The following is a 14,512-nucleotide window of genomic DNA, read 5'->3' on the forward strand; positions in this document are numbered from 1 at the left end:
ACATCGCGCCGACGCCGTTGCGCATGACGATATGCACCAGGTGGAAGCGCTCACCAACACGCTCGTAGGTCTCGTGGCGCTCCTGGCCGCGCGAGAGGATGAGCTGGGTGTCGGTGGTGCGGGTCAGGCCACGGTACTCGACCGCGTCGTAATGGGTTTTGCCGACCTTGGGCAGCGGGTAGGCGTGGCTGCGGCCGTCGATATCGTGCAGCAGCAAGCCATCGTCCTGCACATCGATGCAGGTGGTGAAGGCGGTGATCCAGCGGGCGCCGAGGCTGGCGCTGTCGAGGGCGGCCAGGCGCGAGTGGTAGGTGCGGGTCCAGGTGATCGGGAACGGGCCGGGCAGGCTGAAATCGGTGTGCTGCAGGGTCTCGCTGCCCAGGGCAAAGTTGATGCTGTTGCAGGTGTTGGCCGGGGCGCCGTTCTTGCACGGGTTGGCGGCCTGGAACGCGGGCGCCTGCTCTTTCTGGGTTTCCAGCTTGCCTTCGGCCAGCTGGTGGCGGGCCTTGCAGGTGCCGCCGGGCTTGATGTTGGCTGCCACCACCTGGGGGTTGCGTTGGCGCCACTGCTTGACGCTGCTGGCCAGAATCTGACTCAGGGCTTCGATGGAGCCGGGGCTGCCGGCATCGCCCAGCTTGAGGATCATGCCGCGTATCAGTGGGGCCAAGGTGCGCAGGTGCGCGCTGTGGGCGAGCAGTTCGGTTTTGGCTGCTGCGCTGAGGGTGGGGCTGACGTCGGCGCTGGTCATCCCCTTGCCGGCGCTCTTGTAGGCACTAAAGGCACCGGCCAGGTAGTTGTCGAGCGTGGCCAGCGGGTTGTGAATCAGCGCACTGCTCGTGGCGGATGCCAGGCGGGCGTGTTTTGGGCCGGCGCCTTCGGCCAGGGTGGCCAGGCCACTGGCAATGTCGAGGATGATCTGCTCGCCGAGGGTGGCGGCCTCGGCCAGGATGCCCGTGAGTTTGCCGGCGGCCTGGCTGACGAAATTATCAAGGCTGCCGACGATATCGGCGTTGAGGTGGCCGGCCAGCAGTTCGACCGACGCATCGTCGAGCACCTGCTTACCCTCCTGGCGCACGAACAACAGCATCGGCCGCAAGCTCATGCGCGCCGGCGCTTCACCGGCGGGCGAGGTGACCAGGCCGATCAGATTGAGGGCAAAGGTGGCGCAGTCGAGCGGGTCGGGCACCTTGCTGCGGGCCAGGGTAGCGATAGCGCCCAGTGCTTCGATCAGGGCGATGCTGTTGCCCGCCACCGGCACATTGCCGGCGACGGCCTTGAGGCGCTCGAGGGTGGCATGGCCGGCACTGACTTCCCGCAGCCAGGCGTCGAACACTGCGGCGCCACGGCCGACGTCCTTGGCCTGGATTTCGGCCAACGGGGTGATCGCCACCTGCAAGGCGCAGGGCTTCACAAGGGTGTCGCAAGACCTTCCGGGCATGGAATCGCTGCTCCTGGTACCTGATCATCAAGGGCATCCAGGCAGATCGATTGCGCAGCACAGAGAAGTTGCATACCAGGTCGCAGCCATGGTGCCCGGCGCGCCGGGCACGCAACGGATTACTCAGTTGGGCCAGCCATCAGTCAGCCTGAATCGTGGCGAGAGACGATACTCAGGCGGTGGCACTTGAAGGAGTCAGGAACCACCCCGGCGGAATGAGGGCGCTTTCCCATTTGGCTGTAGTGGAGTTCTTACAAACATCATCAGCAGACAAACAGCCGCCACCGACAACGCCTGCAACGAGGGCTATGCCGGTGGGCTGCTGGCCGCGTCTTAGCGAGGCCAACCATCAGGGTTGTTCACCCACCAGGTAGGTCTTGCTGATATGGCGGAACAGCGGGTGGCTGGCGCTGCCCATCAGTTCGAACAGCACCATCTCGCGGGTGACGATCTGTGCCCCGGCGGCGCGCATGCGTGCCAGGCCTGCGGCCTTGCTGGCGGCGGTACGGCTGTCGCAGGCGTCCTCGACCACGAACACCTGCTTGCCCAGGGCGAGCAGGCCGAGCACGGTCTGCAGCACGCAGACGTGGGTTTCCATGCCGCACACGATCACCTGCTCACGGTCCAGCAGGCTGGCCGGCAGGCAGTCGGCGGCGACGCAGGAAAAGTGGGTCTTCTCGACGATGACGGCGCTTGGCGCAGCCGCCTTGAGGGATTCGAGGGTGTGGCCAAGGCCTTTTGGGTACTGCTCGGAAATCACCGTAGGCAGCTCCAGGTCGGCGGTCGCTGCCAGCAACCAGCGCGCTCGGGCCTCGGTGCCTGCGGGGTCGCTCATGGCGCCGATGAGTTTTTCCTGGATGTCGACCACCAGCAGCGTGGCGCGTGTTGAATCGATCAGCATTGTCAGCCCCTTGCCTGGAAAACCGTGGCCGTGACGCCACGCAGGCGACAAGCCTCGCCCAGGCAAGGGGTGACGTCAATCAGGCGGTGAGCCGCAACGGCTCGAGCGCACCGGTAAGCGCGCCCAGCACACGGTCTTCATGTTCGTGGATGAAGAAGTGCCCGCCGGGGAACATCTCGAGGCTGAACTCGCCCTGGGACTCGCGGCGCCAGGCCTGCAGCTGTTCGGCGTTGGCGCGGTCGGTGTCGCCGCCGAGCACATGCAGCGGGCAGTGCAACGGCGCCCGCTGACGGTAGGCATAGCGGCCGCACAGCAGGAAGTCGGCACGCACCACCGGCAGCGTCAGGCTCATCAGCTCCTGGTTGGCCAGCACTTCCTCGGGCGTGCCGCCCAGCTTGCGCAGCTCGGCCAGCAGCGCTTCGTCGCTTTTCGGCTCGCGCCAGTTCGCGCCGTCATAGTCCTCGCGCCGGGTCGGGGCCGCCGTGCCGCAGGCGAACAGCGCCAAGGGTGGCGGGCAGCCCAGTGCCTGCAGCTCGTGGGCCAGCTCGAAGGCCACCAGCGCCCCCAGGCTGTGCCCGAGCAAGGCGTAGGGAGTGTTGGCCGCCAGGCGTTGTTCGCTGGCCAGTTGCCGGGCCAGGGCCTGCATGTCGGTGTGCAGCGCCTCGCCCAGCCGCGCGCCGCGGCCCGGCAGCTCCACCGGGCGCACCTGCAGCCAGGCCGGCAGCTTGCGCCGCCAGCGGCTGTAGACCATGGCGCTGGCCCCGGAGTACGGCAGGCACAGCAGGTTCACTGTGCTCACTGCGCGGCGGCTGCGGCCATCTGCTGGCGCAGGCTCAGCGGGCGCATGTCGGTCCAGACTTCGTCGATCCAGGCCAGGCAGTCCTGCTTCAGGCCGCTTTTGCCGGCCGCGCGCCAGCCATTGGGGATGGCCTTGTAGTCGGGCCAGATGGAATATTGCTCTTCGTGGTTGATCACTACCTGGAACACGATGTCGTCGCGGTCGAAAACGGAAGTCATTGCCTGTCTCCTTGGATGATGAGGGCCGAATGCGCGGGGCGCAGCGTGGCTCTCATAGAAACGAAAAGCGGCTGGGGAAAATTAGCCGGGTACACCGGTCGATGACTTGGCCTGTGCAATGGCGGCCTGGATCGCGCTGCGGGCCTGGGGGCTGTTCTTCCAGCAACTGGAGCCGACCAGGCTGGCGGCGGCTTCGACAATCTGCCGGGCGTCGGCCTGGGCCAACTGTGCCAGCGAGCTGTAGCCGAGCTGTTCCAGGCGCTGCAGCACGGTCGGGCCGACGCCCTTGACCGCCAGCAGTTGCTCACGTTCATCGGTTGAAAACGCCATCCTCACCTCCTTGTGATGTTGCGGCTTTGCAAGCGCCGCGGATGATGGCATATATCGTCTTCTGCCCGCCAACCCCGCACCTGGAGAACTCCCCCATGCTCGGCGTGACCGACTACGGCGCTTTCGTGATTGCGTTCCTGATCCTGCTGGCGATCCCCGGCCCCGGCAACTTCGCCCTGATTACCGCCACCGGCAAGGGCGGCATCAAGGGCGGGCTGGCCGCCACCTTCGGGGTGATCCTCGGTGACCAGGTGCTGATGTGGCTGGCGGTGGCCGGCGTGGCCACCTTGCTGGCCGCGTACCCGGCAGCCTTCCACGTGGTGCAGTGGGCCGGCGCCGCCTACCTGGCCTGGCTCGGTTTGCGCATGGTGCTGAGCAAGCCCGGCGCGGCGCCGCGCGACAGTGGCATGGCCGGCGGACGCTACCTGCGCCAGACCATGATGATCACCCTGCTCAACCCCAAGGCGATCATGTTCTACATGGCGTTCTTCCCACTGTTCATCGACCCGGTGAAACACCAGGGCATGCTGACCTTCGGCTTCATGGCGGTGACCGTCGCAGCGCTGACCCTGCTTTACGGCCTGGTGGCCGTGCTGCTCACCCACCACCTCGCCGAGCGCATGCGTGCCAGCCCGCGGGTCAGCAACCTGCTGGAGCGGTTGGCGGGTGCCTGCCTGGTAGGGTTCGGGATCAAGCTGGCGGCGATGCGCTAGGTGCCACCCAGCAGGTCATGGGCATCCAGCAGGCGATACGCCACCTGCGGATTGCGCTCCAGGCCACGGCGGATGGCGGCGGGGATCGCCTGGCGGGTCTTGCGGCACAGGCCAGGCAGCGCCTCCAGCTCGATGACGATGCCGCGCATGGTGCGTACCTCGTTGTAGCCGGGGGCGATGTGCACGCGGATGCCGAGGTTCTGGTACAGGCGCCCTTGTAGATGGTGGAGGTCGTCGAGGTCCTTGAGGTTTTCCAGGCGTTCGACCAGACGCTTTTCTTCCTCGCGGGTAAGCAGCAGGATGCGCCGCCCTTCGGCCGGGCCGTCGAGCAGCTGCTCGCGGCCGCAGTCACAGGCGCCTGGTGGGCATGGGTGGCGTAGTGGAGGTTGGTTGGTCATGGGGCAAGGATAGCGCCTTTCATGAGGTTGGCCGCAGGCCGCACAACCTCGGCAAGTCGGGCACTGGCATCGCGTCAACTGGGGCTGCGTTGCAGCCCCAGTCACTCAAGGGAACAGCACGACGTCACTTGAACGGGCCTTTCACCCAGCCACTGTGCCAGCCTGATCAGGTAGCCGTCGGGGTCCTGTACCAGGAACTGGCGCAGCCCCACTTCAGCCTCGCCCACCCGGTACCACACCTCCTCGCAAGGCCTGAACAGCGGCCAGCGTTGCTGCTCGAGACGCTCGATCAGTGGCTCGACCGCCACCACGTCGATCTGCAGGTGCATGCCCCGCCCCAGGGGTTTCTCCATTGGGCCGGTAAGCCAGTTGTCATCGGGGTCGAGCTGTTCGAGCATGACCTGCGAGCCGTTCAGGTCCAGGTAGGCGAACCGCTGTTCCGGGCGTTGATAGGCGATGTCGAAACCCAGCAGTGAAACCCAGAAACCGAGGCTGGCCTCGAGGTCGCTGACGATCAGTTCGGGGACCAGGCTGTTGCGCTTGAGCATTGCGATCTTCCATGACGTGTTGGTTGGGCTAGCCGCTCACAGGGTGTCAGTGCGAGCGCCGGGCGTCCACCAACGTGGCCGCGAGGTGCTGAACGAATGCGCGGTCGGCCGAAAGGCATCTGCCCCTTTCGCGTCAAAACAGCCCAGCAGCAAGGCCACCGTTGGCGCATCGTCGATGGCGCCGAGGGAGCTGCCGCAGGTCGGGCAGAAGGCGCGGCTGGAGCCTTCGGATGAGCGATACAGGCTCGGCGCCCCGCCCTCCCCGGTCCACGACACGTCGGCCTTGTCGAACTCCACCCAGCACAGGGTAAGGCTGCCGGAGTGGCGCTGGCACATGTGGCAGGAGCAGGTGTGGGGAAACCGCGGCGTACCGCGAGCACTGAAGCGGACACGGCCGCACAGGCAGCCGCCGTTGTGAGTAGGCATGGTGGCGCGTCCTTGGCTGATGAAACTGCCAGGACAGTAGCTGGGCACGCTCAACTGTAAAGCGTGAAAATGTTACGGCGATATGCAACGGCGCTATGCTGGCTTGCCAACTGGTAAAGTGCGCGCCCTCCTTTGTGCCAATGATGGAAAGCAACCGATGCACAAGATGATCGAGTTCCTCGCGGTGGTGGTGGTGTGCACCGTCATCGGCGTGGCCTGCGAACAGTACGACGTGAACCGCTACCTCAAATGGTTGCTGATGGCCCTGCCGGCGGTCGTCTGGGTGCGTCTGCGCAACCCCTTCCTGCGCTGACGGGAGCCAGCATGCACGACCTGCAACTGAACGCCGACCTGTCCCGCCCCGTGACCGTGCACGGCGCCGCATTGCCGTGGCTGCCCAGCCCACTGCCCGGCGTCGAGCGGCGCATGCTGTACCGGGTCGGCGGCGAGCAGGCGCGGGCCACCTCGCTGGTGCGCTATGCGCCGGGCAGCCGTTTCAGTGCCCATGTGCACGGTGCCGGCGAGGAGTTCGTGGTGCTGGACGGGGTGTTCGAGGATGAGCACGGCCGTTACCCGGTGGGCAGCTACGTGCGCAACCCGCCGGGCAGCGCCCATGCCCCGGGCGCCAGCGAAGGCTGTGTGATCTTCGTGCGCCTGCGCCAGTTCCATCCGCAGGATCGCCAGGCGCTGGTGATGCAGTTACCCGCGCAGGGCGGGACGCTGTTTGAAAATGACCATGAACGGGTCTGGCTGGAAGTGCTGCAGCCGGCTGATACATGCCGCTGGGACAGTGGCCGTGGGCTGGAGCTGCTGGTACTGGGTGGCCAGTTGCACGGCTCGGCGGGCAGCCTGCCGACCTGGAGCTGGATGCGCCTGCCGGCGGGGCAGGCCGTCGAACTCAAGGCCGGCAGCCAGGGCGCGCGGGTCTGGCTGAAAGAGGCCGCGCTGAACCTCGGGGGCTAGGCCCCGCCCAGCGCCTCACGGAAGCGCCGGGTGCTGGCCGCTGCCAGCAGCAGCCCGACCACCGCCACGCCCCCGCCAACCATGCCGATATTCGCCACACTCGTCTGGCTGCTGACGATACTGCCCAGCAGTGCACCACCGCCGATGCCGATGTTGTAGATGCCCGAGAACAGCGCCATGGCCACATCGGTGGCATCCGAGGCGAGCTTGAGGGTCTTGGATTGCAGCGACAGGCTGAAGCTGAGGATCGCGATGCCCCAGACCATGCTCAGGCCGGCGAACAGGTAGAAGTTGCCCGACAGCGGCAACAGCAACAGCAGGCACGCCACCAGCGCACCGATCGAACCGACCAGGAAGCCATGGGGGAAGCGATCGCTGTAGCGGCTGAACAGCAGCGAACCGAACACGCCCGCGCCACCGAACAGCAACAGCAGCAGCGTGGTGCGCTCGCCGCCGATCTGCGCCACGTGCAGGGCGAAGGGTTCGATGTAGCTATAGGCCGTGAACTGCGCGGTGATCACCAGCGTCACCAGCACATAGGTGATCACCAGCGCCGGGCGCTTGAACAGGATCGGCAGGCTGCGCAGCGAGCCCGAGTTCTGGCTGGGCAGCAGCGGCAGCGATTTCATCAGGCAGAGCATGGTCGCCAGCGCCACCCCGGCGATGCCCAGGAAGGTCACCCGCCAGCCCAGCGCCTCACCCACCACCCGCCCCAGCGGGATACCCATGACCATGGCCAGGGTGGTGCCGGTGGCCAGCAGCCCGAGCGCCTTGGCCTGTTGCCCCGGCGGCGCCACCCGCACCGCCAGCGACGCGGTGATCGCCCAGAACACCGCGTGGGCCAGGGCGATGCCGATGCGGCTGACCAGCAGCATGGCGAAGCTTTGCGCCTGCCACGACAGCACATGGCTGACGATGAACACCAGGAACACCAGCAACAGCAGGCGGCGGCGCTCGATGTTGCGGGTCATCAGCATCATCGGCAGCGAGGCCAGCGCCACCACCCAGGCGTAGATGGTCAGCATCAGGCCGACCTGCGCGGTGGTCATGTCAAAGCTGCGGCCGATGTCGCTGAGCAGCGCCACCGGGACGAATTCGGTGGTGTTGAAGATGAACGCCGCCAGCGCCAGGGCGATGACGCTCAGCCAGCTGCCGGTGCCGGCGGTGGGCGGCATTGTGGTAGGTACGGGGCCATTCATGTGAAGGGGTGTTTCTCCGCGGGCAAGGCAACAGGGCGCGCGTCGGCGGCCAGGGATCAGGGCCGTTGACGCACGTGTTGTTATTGGAAGGATGCCGGGCATGGTACGCATCGAGGCCGGGTGTCACAACCACAGGGCGCCGCCATGGCAAGACACAACAACGCAATCGCGGGGCAAGCCCGCTCCCACGACTATCAGTGCTGTCGTGGGAGCGGGCTTGCCCCGCGATTCGATCAGGCCTGCAAAGTCGCCATGTCGATCACAAACCGATACTTCACATCCCCGACGATCATCCGCTCATACGCCTGGTTGATGTTGCGGATATCGAGCATCTCGATATCACAGCTGATCCCATGCTCGGCACAAAACTCAAGCACCTCCTGGGTTTCAGCGATCCCGCCGATCAACGACCCGGCCAGCACCCGGCGCTTCATCACCAGGTTGGCGGCATGCACCGGCGGATCGACCGGCTCGATCAGCCCGACCAGAATATGCACGCCACCGAACGCCAAGGTTTCCAGGTAAGGATTGAGGTCATGCTGCACCGGAATGGTATCGAGCAGGAAGTCGAAACGCCCGGCAGCGGCACGCATCTGCTCGGCATCGGTGGACACGATCACATGGTCGGCGCCCTGGCGGCGGGCTTCTTCGGCCTTGCTCGCCGAGCGGGTGAACAGGGTCACTTCGGCGCCCAGCGCCTTGGCGAACTTGATGCCCATGTGGCCCAGGCCACCCATGCCCAGCACACCGACCTTGTGGCCGGGGCCGACGCCATGGTGCTTGAGGGGCGAGTAGGTGGTAATGCCGGCGCACAGAATCGGCGCTGCGCTGGCCAGGTCCAGGCCCTGGGGGATGCGCAGCACGAAGTGTTCGCTGACCACGATGCTGTTGGAGTAGCCGCCCATGGTATTGCTGCCGTCCACACGGTCGGGGGTGGCGTAGGTCATGGTTGGCCCTTGCAGGCAGTACTGCTCGACGTCCTGGCGGCAGGCCTCGCAGTGGCGGCAGGAGTCGACCATGCAGCCCACGCCGACCAGGTCACCGACCTGATAGCGGCTGACGTTTTCGCCCACCGCAGTGACCCGGCCAACGATCTCGTGGCCCGGCATCAGCGGGTACACGGCAATGCCCCACTCGTTGCGCGCCTGGTGAATGTCGGAGTGGCACACGCCGCAGTAGAGGATTTCGATGGCAACGTCATCGGCGCGCGGGCTGCGGCGCTGGAAGGTCATGGGAGCCAGAGGGCTGCTAGGGGTCTGGGCGGCGTAGCCGATGGCGTTGTACATGGGGAACCTCGAAAAGTGAAACGATTCAGGCGGCGCATTTTGGGCGCCCAAACCGCCCTCGCCCATCGCCGATCCTCCGGCATGCATGCCTGATTCTCCGGAATCGCCAGGCCACCTCTGGCGCTGAACTGCGATTCTGCGAAGATGCCACTGTCCGATTCTCTGCCCAGGTTGACCATGCACCTCACCCGCCATGTGGATGCCAACGCCACGCTCTGCTCATTGATCCGCGGCCTCGCCACGCGCCCAGGCTTCGTGCCAACCATGCTGCCTCAGGTAAAGGTGCTGACCTGGGACCACTACGTGGCCAGCAGCCCGCAGATCTACGAGCCCAGCCTGATCATCCTGGCCCAGGGCAGCAAACTGGCGCGCCTGGGCCCGCGCACCCTGGAATACGGGGCCGGGCATTACCTGATCCAGGCGCTGTCGGTCCCCTTCATGTGCGAAACCTTCGCCACCCCGGAGGCGCCGCTGCTGGGTGTATCGGTGGATATCGACCGGGCGCAGTTGGGGGAGCTGGTGCAAAGCATGAACCTGGCACCGGATGCGCCGGTGCAGGTGCAAACCCCGCAGTCGATGAGCTCGGCGGCGCTGGACGCGGCCATGCGCGACAGCGTCGAACGCCTGCTGCAGTGCCTGCAGGACCCACTGGACGCCAAGGTGCTGGGCCCGGCACGGGTGCGCGAGGTGCTCTATTGCGCCTTGCGCGGGCCACAGGCCGGGGTGTTGCGGGCGTTGGTCGAACAGCAGGGGCACTTCGCCCGCATCGGCGCCGCCCTGGCCTTCTTGCGCGAGCATTACGCCGAAGCCCTGAGCGTGGAAGAGCTGGCCAGCCGGGCCAACATGAGCGTGTCGACCTTCCACGAGCACTTCAAGCGCAGCACCGACCTGGCGCCGATGCAGTACCTCAAGCGCCTGCGCCTGCTCAAGGCCCAGCAGATGCTGATCGGCGAAGGCCTGGGCGTGGCCCAGGCGGCGCACCGGGTCGGCTACCAGAGCACCTCGCAGTTCAGCCGCGAGTACAAGCGCGAGTTCGCCCGCAGCCCTGGGGAAGAGCAGCCGTATACAAGCCTGCCGGTGTGAGGCCTGCGGCGCAGGCCCAGCCGGCGGTCAGTTCATGCAATCGATGAAACACAGGCCTGGCTTCACGCCCGCAGCGGGATGTTGCGCAAGGTCACCAGCGCCGTGGCGCACAGGGTTTCCTTGCCTTGCTTGATGGCGAACAGCTCGGCCGCGGCCACTGTGGTGTTGTTCGTCGCGCTGATCACCCGGCCCCTGGCCAGCACCTGCTCGCCGTCCGCCGGGGCGATCAGCTTGACGGTGAAGTCGGTGGTCATGTTGACCCAGCCGGGCGGCAGCAAGGTCCCTGCGGCCGAGCCAGCGGCGAAGTCGGCCAAGGTGCCGATGATGCCGCCCTGCAGGTAGCCGTTGTGCTGGGTCAGCTCTTTGCGCGTGGGCTGCTCGATCTCGCAGTAGCCCGGCTTGAGGTAGTTGTAGTGAAAGCCCAGCAGCCTGGCCGCCGGCATGCTCAGCACTGCGGCTTGCACATGGGCGTCGTAGTCCGGGTTGCTTGCAGTGAACTCTTGCATGGTGTCGTTCCTTGTCGTTGGCCTGAGAAGCGCTGCTAACCCTGCAGCCGCTCGAGAGTCTGATCCAGGTACTGGGTACGCATGGCGCTGCGCATGACCTTGCCGCTGCTGGTCTTGAGCAGCTTGCCGGGCATCAGCAGCACGATGTCGTGGGGGGTGATGTCGTTGTGGCTGACCACCGCCTGGCGAATGATCGAGATCACTTCGTCCAGCACGATCTTCTTGCGCCATTCACGGCGAACTTCCTGCACCACGATGACTTTTTCCTCGGCACCGGCCACGGCGAACACCGCGCAGGCCGAATCCTCGAGGCTCTGGTGGGCAGCCGAAACGCTGTGTTCGATGTCATGCGGGTAGTAGTTCTTGCCGCGAATGATCATCACGTCTTTCATCCGCCCGGTTACGTATAGCTCGCCCTGGTGGATGAAGCCCAGGTCCCCGGTACGTAAATAAGGTGCCTGAATGGCCCCCGATAATGGGTTGCAGAAGGTCTGCGCGGACAGCGCGGGCTGGTTCCAGTAACCCTGGGCGACATGCGGGCCGCTGATCCACACCTCGCCGATGGTGCAGGCTGCCAGGGCGTTGCCTGAACCAGGGTCGACGATCGCCACCTGCGAACCGGCCATCGCACGGCCGGAGCTGACCAGGGTCTGGCCCCGCGACGCCAGCAGGATACGGCCGTCGCGCAAGGCCTCGGGGTCAACCGTGAGGGTCACTGGGCCCCTGCCCTTATCGCTGCCGCACGCCTGCAGGGTGCACTCGGCCAAGCCATAGCAGGGATAGATCGCCTCGCGGCGTAGGCCATGGCGCTGGAATGCCGCCTGGAAGGCGTTCAGGGTCTCGGCCTGGATGGGTTCGGCGCCGTTGAAAGCGACCTGCCAGCTGCGCAAGTCGAGCTCGATGTCCGGCTCGCGGGCCAAGGCCTTGATACAGGCCGCGAAGGCGAAGTTGGGGCCGCCGCTGGAGTGCGCCCGGTACCTGGAAATCGCCTGCAACCAGCGCAACGGCCAGCGCATGAACGTCACCGGCGACATCAGCACGCTGGTGGCGCCGACGAACATCGGCTGCAGGATGTTCCCGATCAGGCCCTGGTCATGGTAATGCGGCACCCAGCCGACCACCGTGGAGTCCGGGTTGTGGCCGAATGCCTGGCAGATCATCGCCTGGTTGGCGGCGATGTTGCCGTGGCTCACCATCACCCCTTTCGGCGCGCTGGTGGAGCCAGAGGTGTACTGGATGAAGGCCAGGGTGTTCAGGTCGGCTGCTGGTGCGCACAGCGGCACTGGCTCGGGCAGGTCTTGGCTGTCCATGGCCAGCCAGACCAAGCCTTCGCGCGCGCCCTGGCCTTCGAGCGCATCGCCGAGCACCTTGACGGTGACAACCAACCGCGGCGAACAGTCCTCGACGATGCCTTGAAGGGTGCGCTGCGAGCGCCTTTTATTGGGCGGGCACAAAGGCACGGCGACCACCCCGGCGTACAGGCAGGCAAAGAACGCCACGATGAAATCCAGCCCGGGCGGCAGGATCAACAGCGCCCGGTCACCCGGCCGCGCCTGGGTGAGCAGTTGCCCGGCGAAGTGCCTGGCCGCCGTGCGCAACTGCGCGAAGGTGAGCTGGCGTTCCACCTGCAAGCCTTCACCCAGGAACAGGTAGGCCGGCTTGTCCGGGCAGTGTTGGCTGTGCTGGTCCAGGCAGTCGGTGATCAATGGGATGGCGCGCATGCAAGGCTCCTGTCGAGTGGCCTGGCGAATGATCGCTGCAGGAGGTCGACCAGCCGCTGCGGCTGTTCGACATGGAAGAAGTGGCCGCCGTCGCAGGCCTGGAACTCGAACGCGGCGCAGGTCCTGTGCTGCCAGGCCATGAGCTCGTCAGCCACCACGACCCGGTCATCCGTGGCGTGGATCGCCGTGATCGGGCACTGCAACGGCGGGTGGGGGGTAAAACCGTAGGTTTCGACCAGCGCCAGGTCGGCGCGAATCACCGGCACCAGGCTGTGCAGCAGGCGGCTGTTGCCATCGAAGGCTGCAGGCACCCCGCCGTAGGCGCGCAAAGCCTCGATAAAAGCGTGATCGGCCAGCTGGTGAACCGGCGCAAGCCGCGCGGCCAACTGCGGCGCGCGTCGCCCAGAGACGAACAGGTGTGCCACCTGCCACGGGTTGTCCCGCGCCAGCAGGCGCGCCACCTCGTAGGCCAGGATCGCCCCCATGCTGTGGCCATAGAACACCAGCGGTGCGGGCTGGCCGGCGAGTTGCCCGGCGATATGCATGGCCAGGCCGTCGAGTGTACTGAAGCCGGCGCGTTGCCCGTGGCTGTCGAAGCAGCCCGGCCGCAGCCGCTGGATGCCCGGCCCAAGGCGCGCCCCCCACGCGTTGTAGGTGGCGTTGCTGCCGCCGGCATGGGGGAAGCACACCAGTGAAACCTCTTGCCCGTGCATGTTCGGCCGCCCCACTGCGTCAGGCGAACTGGACATCGAGGGCCGCCAGGCTGCGCACGATGAAGCTGCCCGACTGCCAGCTGGGCGTGGCGCCACCGCGCAGCATTGGCGGCCCTTGCAGCAAGCGCCCGATCACCGCCTCGGCTTGGCGCTCGGCCAGCAAGGCGCCCAGGCAGCCGTGCATGCCGTAGCCGAATGCCAGGTGGCCTTTGGTCTTGCGTTCGATATTGAACGCCTCGGCATCGGCGAACACCCGCTCGTCCCGGTTGGCCGATCCCAGGCACAGCAGGATCTGCTCGCCGGCCTTGATCGGCTGGCCGTCCAGCACCAGGTCGCGGGTGGCCAGGCGTTTGGTGTGCTGCAACGGCGTCTCGTAACGCAGCGCTTCCTGCACACTGCCGGCGACCAGCTCCGGGCGCTGTTGCAGCAAGCGGTATTGCGCCGGGTGCTCGAGCAAGGCGTGGATGGCGTTGCCGATCAGGCTCTTGGTGGTTTCGTTGCCGGCCACGAAGCACATGATGCAGACGAAGATCAGCTCTTCCTGGTTCAGCCGGTCGCCGTCCAGTTGCAGGTCGAGCAGCTGGCTGATCAGGTCCTGCCGGGGCGCCCGTCTGCGTTCGTCGATCACCGTCGAGAGGTAGGCCATGTAGTCATCGAGCACGGCGCTGACCTTCTCGAAATCGTCCTTGACCATCAACCCCGGCTCGAGCAGGAAGCGAATGGCATGGGTCCAGGCGTCGATGGTGGCGTGCATCTCGCTCGGCAGCCCGACCCAGTGGCACATGATACGCAACGGCAAGGGCTGGGCCAGGCCGGCGACTATGTCCAGGCCGCCATGCCGGTAACCCTCGGCCAGCAGGTCCTCGACCATGCCGTCTAGGGTCGCCTGCAACTGGTCCAGCGCCTTGGCGCTGAAGGCGATGTTCATCAGCTTGCGCAGGCGATTGTGGTCAGGGTTCTCGGTGAACACGATCGACTTGTAGGCCAGGCGCTGGAAAGGCGCATTGTCGCGCCCAAACCTGGCCGCCTGGTTGTCCACCTGCTGGGGAATGATGCTGGCATTGCAACTGCGGTCACGCAGGATGCCCATGACATCGGCATGCCGGGTGACCACCCACATGCCCAGCACCTTGTGCAGCGGGTTGTGTTCGCGCAGCTGGCTGTAGACCCGGTAGGGCGTCTCGCGGAACTCGGCGCTGAACGGGTTGAAACGCGGCAGTTGCAAGGGTTTGTCAGCGCAGGATCGCTGACTCTGGGCACTTTCGGACAT

General features: G+C 66.2%; 18 protein-coding genes. 4 read left to right on the plus strand and 14 right to left on the minus strand.

Annotation, left to right across the window (positions count from 1 at the left end; translation table 11 throughout):
- From ACO6VM_RS23305 to ACO6VM_RS23325, 5 genes are all read right to left on the minus strand, one after another.
- A partial coding sequence (locus ACO6VM_RS23305) for a DUF6531 domain-containing protein (RefSeq protein WP_422403866.1) occupies window positions 1-1,438 on the minus strand: 1,438 nt, incomplete at its 3' end.
- Between the two features lie 349 nt (window positions 1,439-1,787).
- On the minus strand, window positions 1,788-2,339 hold the full coding sequence (locus ACO6VM_RS23310; RefSeq protein WP_401060135.1) for a hydrolase: 552 nt from the start codon (window positions 2,337-2,339) through the stop codon (window positions 1,788-1,790).
- A gap of 79 nt (window positions 2,340-2,418) precedes the next feature.
- Window positions 2,419-3,138: a thioesterase II family protein gene (locus ACO6VM_RS23315; RefSeq protein ID WP_347150469.1), complete on the minus strand. Its 720-nt coding sequence runs from the start codon at window positions 3,136-3,138 to the stop codon at window positions 2,419-2,421.
- A complete protein-coding gene (locus tag ACO6VM_RS23320) occupies window positions 3,135-3,356 on the minus strand; it encodes an MbtH family protein (protein WP_110994763.1) in 222 nt (73 codons plus the stop codon). The genes ACO6VM_RS23315 and ACO6VM_RS23320 overlap by 4 nt, the downstream gene beginning before the upstream one ends.
- 81 nt (window positions 3,357-3,437) lie before the next feature.
- Window positions 3,438-3,686 carry a helix-hairpin-helix domain-containing protein gene (locus ACO6VM_RS23325; protein WP_390970629.1) on the minus strand — a complete coding sequence of 83 codons (249 nt, stop codon included), beginning with the start codon at window positions 3,684-3,686 and terminating at the stop codon, window positions 3,438-3,440.
- 95 nt (window positions 3,687-3,781) lie between these two features.
- Here ACO6VM_RS23325 and ACO6VM_RS23330 point away from each other — a divergent pair, with 95 nt between their 5' ends.
- A complete protein-coding gene (locus ACO6VM_RS23330) occupies window positions 3,782-4,399 on the plus strand; it encodes a LysE family transporter (protein WP_110994761.1) in 618 nt (205 codons plus the stop codon).
- Here ACO6VM_RS23330 and ACO6VM_RS23335 read toward each other — a convergent pair.
- From ACO6VM_RS23335 to ACO6VM_RS23345, 3 genes are all read right to left on the minus strand, one after another.
- Window positions 4,396-4,797 carry a hypothetical protein gene (locus ACO6VM_RS23335; RefSeq protein ID WP_110994760.1) on the minus strand — a complete coding sequence of 134 codons (402 nt, stop codon included), beginning with the start codon at window positions 4,795-4,797 and terminating at the stop codon, window positions 4,396-4,398. The genes ACO6VM_RS23330 and ACO6VM_RS23335 overlap by 4 nt on opposite strands.
- Window positions 4,798-4,898: 101 nt before the next feature.
- The gene (locus ACO6VM_RS23340; protein WP_401060132.1) at window positions 4,899-5,345 is read right to left on the minus strand and encodes a bleomycin resistance protein; all 447 of its coding nucleotides are present in this window, start codon (window positions 5,343-5,345) and stop codon (window positions 4,899-4,901) included.
- A gap of 36 nt (window positions 5,346-5,381) precedes the next feature.
- Window positions 5,382-5,771: a GFA family protein gene (locus ACO6VM_RS23345; RefSeq protein WP_401060130.1), complete on the minus strand. Its 390-nt coding sequence runs from the start codon at window positions 5,769-5,771 to the stop codon at window positions 5,382-5,384.
- Window positions 5,772-5,928: 157 nt separating this feature from the next.
- Between ACO6VM_RS23345 and ACO6VM_RS23350 the strand changes: the two genes are divergently transcribed.
- Together ACO6VM_RS23350 and ACO6VM_RS23355 are read left to right on the plus strand one after the other, a co-directional pair.
- A complete protein-coding gene (locus tag ACO6VM_RS23350) occupies window positions 5,929-6,084 on the plus strand; it encodes a hypothetical protein (protein WP_347150472.1) in 156 nt (51 codons plus the stop codon).
- A gap of 11 nt (window positions 6,085-6,095) precedes the next feature.
- Window positions 6,096-6,734: a cupin domain-containing protein gene (locus tag ACO6VM_RS23355; RefSeq protein ID WP_401060128.1), complete on the plus strand. Its 639-nt coding sequence runs from the start codon at window positions 6,096-6,098 to the stop codon at window positions 6,732-6,734.
- Here the strand turns inward: ACO6VM_RS23355 and ACO6VM_RS23360 are convergent.
- A complete protein-coding gene (locus ACO6VM_RS23360) occupies window positions 6,731-7,933 on the minus strand; it encodes a sugar transporter (protein WP_422403867.1) in 1,203 nt (400 codons plus the stop codon). The genes ACO6VM_RS23355 and ACO6VM_RS23360 overlap by 4 nt on opposite strands.
- Window positions 7,934-8,166: 233 nt before the next feature.
- Window positions 8,167-9,219, minus strand: coding sequence for an NAD(P)-dependent alcohol dehydrogenase (locus ACO6VM_RS23365; RefSeq protein ID WP_401060125.1), 1,053 nt, complete (start codon window positions 9,217-9,219; stop codon window positions 8,167-8,169).
- A 177-nt stretch (window positions 9,220-9,396) separates the two neighbouring features.
- Here ACO6VM_RS23365 and ACO6VM_RS23370 point away from each other — a divergent pair, with 177 nt between their 5' ends.
- Window positions 9,397-10,302: an AraC family transcriptional regulator gene (locus tag ACO6VM_RS23370; RefSeq protein WP_401060123.1), complete on the plus strand. Its 906-nt coding sequence runs from the start codon at window positions 9,397-9,399 to the stop codon at window positions 10,300-10,302.
- Window positions 10,303-10,364: 62 nt separating this feature from the next.
- On the opposite strand, the gene ACO6VM_RS23375 is transcribed toward ACO6VM_RS23370, so the two are convergent.
- Genes ACO6VM_RS23375 through ACO6VM_RS23390 form a run of 4 tightly spaced genes read right to left on the minus strand, consistent with a single transcriptional unit; the run spans window position 10,365 to window position 14,512 of the window.
- A complete protein-coding gene (locus ACO6VM_RS23375; protein ID WP_401060122.1) occupies window positions 10,365-10,808 on the minus strand; it encodes a PaaI family thioesterase in 444 nt (147 codons plus the stop codon).
- 35 nt (window positions 10,809-10,843) lie between these two features.
- On the minus strand, window positions 10,844-12,529 hold the full coding sequence (locus ACO6VM_RS23380) for a fatty acyl-AMP ligase (RefSeq protein ID WP_401060120.1): 1,686 nt from the start codon (window positions 12,527-12,529) through the stop codon (window positions 10,844-10,846).
- A complete protein-coding gene (locus tag ACO6VM_RS23385; RefSeq protein ID WP_401060119.1) occupies window positions 12,511-13,278 on the minus strand; it encodes a thioesterase II family protein in 768 nt (255 codons plus the stop codon). Before ACO6VM_RS23385 ends, ACO6VM_RS23380 begins: the two co-directional genes overlap by 19 nt.
- On the minus strand, window positions 13,262-14,512 hold the full coding sequence (locus tag ACO6VM_RS23390; protein WP_401060118.1) for a cytochrome P450: 1,251 nt from the start codon (window positions 14,510-14,512) through the stop codon (window positions 13,262-13,264). The genes ACO6VM_RS23385 and ACO6VM_RS23390 overlap by 17 nt, the downstream gene beginning before the upstream one ends.

The organism is Pseudomonas sp. GZD-209 (assembly GCF_049310485.1).
GTDB lineage: Bacteria > Pseudomonadota > Gammaproteobacteria > Pseudomonadales > Pseudomonadaceae > Aquipseudomonas > Aquipseudomonas sichuanensis.

Bases quoted from the DNA above. Each gene is read 5' to 3' on its own strand.
- ACO6VM_RS23350 (WP_347150472.1), top strand. From the start codon at position 5,929: ATGCACAAGATGATCGAGTTCCTCGCGGTGGTGGTGGTGTGCACCGTC.
- ACO6VM_RS23380 (WP_401060120.1), bottom strand. From the start codon at position 12,529: ATGCGCGCCATCCCATTGATCACCGACTGCCTGGACCAGCACAGCCAA.
- ACO6VM_RS23365 (WP_401060125.1), bottom strand. From the start codon at position 9,219: ATGTACAACGCCATCGGCTACGCCGCCCAGACCCCTAGCAGCCCTCTG.
- ACO6VM_RS23335 (WP_110994760.1), bottom strand. From the start codon at position 4,797: ATGACCAACCAACCTCCACTACGCCACCCATGCCCACCAGGCGCCTGT.
- ACO6VM_RS23320 (WP_110994763.1), bottom strand. From the start codon at position 3,356: ATGACTTCCGTTTTCGACCGCGACGACATCGTGTTCCAGGTAGTGATC.
- ACO6VM_RS23370 (WP_401060123.1), top strand. From the start codon at position 9,397: ATGCACCTCACCCGCCATGTGGATGCCAACGCCACGCTCTGCTCATTG.
- ACO6VM_RS23385 (WP_401060119.1), bottom strand. From the start codon at position 13,278: ATGTCCAGTTCGCCTGACGCAGTGGGGCGGCCGAACATGCACGGGCAA.
- ACO6VM_RS23355 (WP_401060128.1), top strand. From the start codon at position 6,096: ATGCACGACCTGCAACTGAACGCCGACCTGTCCCGCCCCGTGACCGTG.
- ACO6VM_RS23360 (WP_422403867.1), bottom strand. From the start codon at position 7,933: ATGAATGGCCCCGTACCTACCACAATGCCGCCCACCGCCGGCACCGGC.
- ACO6VM_RS23375 (WP_401060122.1), bottom strand. From the start codon at position 10,808: ATGCAAGAGTTCACTGCAAGCAACCCGGACTACGACGCCCATGTGCAA.
- ACO6VM_RS23390 (WP_401060118.1), bottom strand. From the start codon at position 14,512: ATGTCCGAAAGTGCCCAGAGTCAGCGATCCTGCGCTGACAAACCCTTG.
- ACO6VM_RS23340 (WP_401060132.1), bottom strand. From the start codon at position 5,345: ATGCTCAAGCGCAACAGCCTGGTCCCCGAACTGATCGTCAGCGACCTC.
- ACO6VM_RS23330 (WP_110994761.1), top strand. From the start codon at position 3,782: ATGCTCGGCGTGACCGACTACGGCGCTTTCGTGATTGCGTTCCTGATC.
- ACO6VM_RS23310 (WP_401060135.1), bottom strand. From the start codon at position 2,339: ATGCTGATCGATTCAACACGCGCCACGCTGCTGGTGGTCGACATCCAG.
- ACO6VM_RS23345 (WP_401060130.1), bottom strand. From the start codon at position 5,771: ATGCCTACTCACAACGGCGGCTGCCTGTGCGGCCGTGTCCGCTTCAGT.
- ACO6VM_RS23325 (WP_390970629.1), bottom strand. From the start codon at position 3,686: ATGGCGTTTTCAACCGATGAACGTGAGCAACTGCTGGCGGTCAAGGGC.